The organism is Kutzneria sp. 744, assembly GCF_000568255.1.
In the GTDB taxonomy this organism is placed as follows: Bacteria; Actinomycetota; Actinomycetes; order Mycobacteriales; family Pseudonocardiaceae; genus Kutzneria.
Genome location: NZ_KK037166.1, coordinates 11,614,342 through 11,616,326, shown reverse-complemented (window position 1 = coordinate 11,616,326; position 1,985 = coordinate 11,614,342). Strand labels below are relative to the sequence as shown.

Here is a 1,985-nt window from a genome sequence, read left to right as displayed (position 1 = left end):
CAGCAGGTGGGCGTTGGCCCGTGCGCAGCCTGTCGTCGGGCACAGCGGCGAGTGCCCCGTAGCGGGTCACCGGGTTTGCTCCGCGGTGGCGGCCGGCGTGTAGAGGGCGTCGGCCAGGCGCGACAGCCAGCCCGGGCCATCAGCCGGGCGCGGGCTTCGGCCAGCAGGTAATTGGGGGCCCGGTGGCGGCCGGCCGACCCGTGCCCAGCGTCTGCCGCGCGTCGGCCGGCGACCTGGTAAGCCCCGGCGGTTGTGTGCCGGCGTCATTGAGCAGGGCGCGGGGCTGCGTTTGTGGTAGGCGTCGGTGTCGTTGTCGGAGCGGGGCTAGCAGGAACGCGGCGGTGGCGGTCAGGCCGCTGGTGTGCACCAGGGCCGGCAGGCTGCGCATGCGGGTGCGCAGGGTGTCGTCGACGCCGCCGGCCAAGGCCTGTGCTGCGGCGGCGGCCAGGGATTGGTCCAGGCGAGGAAGGTCAGCCACGGCGCCCACCGCCGGCCTGTGGTGCGCCGGCGCCGGGACGCGGTCCGGGTTTGGGTGGGGCCGGCATCGCACGGGTCGGCGCTGGCGCAGGATGCGCCGGCGCGTTGGCCGTGTCGGCGGCAGTGCTGCTTGTCGCAGTCGGCGTCGCTGTTGTGGTCGGTTCGGTGTCGGTGGTGAGGGCGGTGGTCGCGGTGGCGGCGGTGTGGACGCGGCACCACAGCAGGCCCTTGCCGATGGTTTCGTCACCGCCGAGGGTGATCGGTTGGTTGTCCACCAGCGTGCACAACCGGTCCAGGAGCTCGGCGGAGGTCCCCGCGAGCACCGCGGCCAGCACGGTTTCCGCCGGGAGGTGCTCGGAGTAGAACGGGCCGTTGGCGACCGTCTTGGCTTTCTCGTACAACTGCACCCGTGCGACGACGTCCGTGCCGGTCTGGGTGAGCTCGCCGAGCGTGGTGTGGTCGGCGACCAGCAGGTCGCTGGTCATCTTGGTGCGGGTGAACTCGAACACCGGGGAGGTCGGGCAGGTCAGGTTCGCCAGCGCGGCCCCCAGCGACCGGACGGCGGGTTCGTGCGTGACGGTGGCCAGGAACGGTCCCAGCACCTGGGCGTGGCTGGTGGCCCATCCGCTCGCCCCGGCCACGGCCCCGTCTGCGAGGGCCGGACCGCCTATCACCGTGGTGGCCGTGTCGGGCACGCCGAGCAGGGCGAGTTTGCGGCGCAGCCGCGACAGCAGCAGCTCGCCGGTCGCCCACGCGTAGAGGTTGCGCAGGGTCGCGACCGGGAAGGCCAGCAACTGCGCGTCTCCCACCGACACCGCGCCTTTGGTCAGGACCCGGGAGGGTGGCGCCATCGGGGCCGCAGGTGTGCGCGGCGGGGCGGGGTTCGCGGCGGGCACACCGTCATTGGCTGCGGTGCCGGTCGGGAAGGTGCCAGCGGCGGGGACATCGCGGCGGGGCGGTGGCGAACCGAACACCGCGGTGCATTCGGCTTCTGCCCAGCCGGCGTCGCGGGCGGTCTGCCGCAGCGCGCCTTTGAGGCTTTGCCCCCAGATGACCGGCAGCCCGGTCCCGGCTTCCCGTTGGATCGGCAGATCCACGGCGCCCCGGGCCTCGGAGCCGCCGGCATGGACCGGGCTTTCGGCCAACAACAGCAACAGTCTGCGGTGCATCACCATCTCCCCACGAGGAATGTGCCGAACCCGGCTCGGGCGATCGTGTCGGGCACCGACCCCGGCCACAGCGCGGTCTGCTGTGCCCGCGCCCAGGTCCGCGCCGCCGCGTCTTCGGCGAAGGTCAGGTAGATCACGGTCCCGGCGGGCAGCGCCCAATCCAGGCGTCGGCTGTGCAGGAACCGGCCCTCGATGTCGGTGGCGGTCGCGATCGGCTGCGGGCCCGCCACCGCCACCGCGGCCAGCTGCGTCTGGGGCGGGTGCCAGCACACGTCGGACACCAGGGCGGGTGTCACCAGCAGCACCGCCAGCCGCCCCCCGGGAAACTCTTCCGGGCCG

General features: G+C 73.6%; 3 protein-coding genes. All 3 read right to left on the bottom strand.

The window, feature by feature from the left end; translation table 11 throughout:
- Nucleotides 1–139: 139 nt before the first annotated feature.
- Entirely contained in the window at nt 140–478 is a 339-nt protein-coding gene (locus tag KUTG_RS60345; RefSeq protein WP_157495476.1) for a type III-B CRISPR module-associated protein Cmr5, read from the bottom strand.
- Nucleotides 471–1,646, bottom strand: a complete 1,176-nt coding sequence (cmr4, locus tag KUTG_RS52465) for a type III-B CRISPR module RAMP protein Cmr4 (RefSeq protein WP_157495475.1) — start codon at nt 1,644–1,646, stop codon at nt 471–473. Before cmr4 ends, KUTG_RS60345 begins: the two co-directional genes overlap by 8 nt.
- Nucleotides 1,646–1,985: type III-B CRISPR module-associated Cmr3 family protein (locus KUTG_RS52460; RefSeq protein ID WP_198047694.1), on the bottom strand; the 340-nt coding region annotated here is incomplete at its 5' end. The genes KUTG_RS52460 and cmr4, both read right to left, overlap by 1 nt.

Excerpts from the sequence above, each read along its gene's own strand:
- cmr4 (WP_157495475.1), bottom strand. The coding sequence starts at position 1,646 with ATGCACCGCAGACTGTTGCTGTTGTTGGCCGAAAGCCCGGTCCATGCC.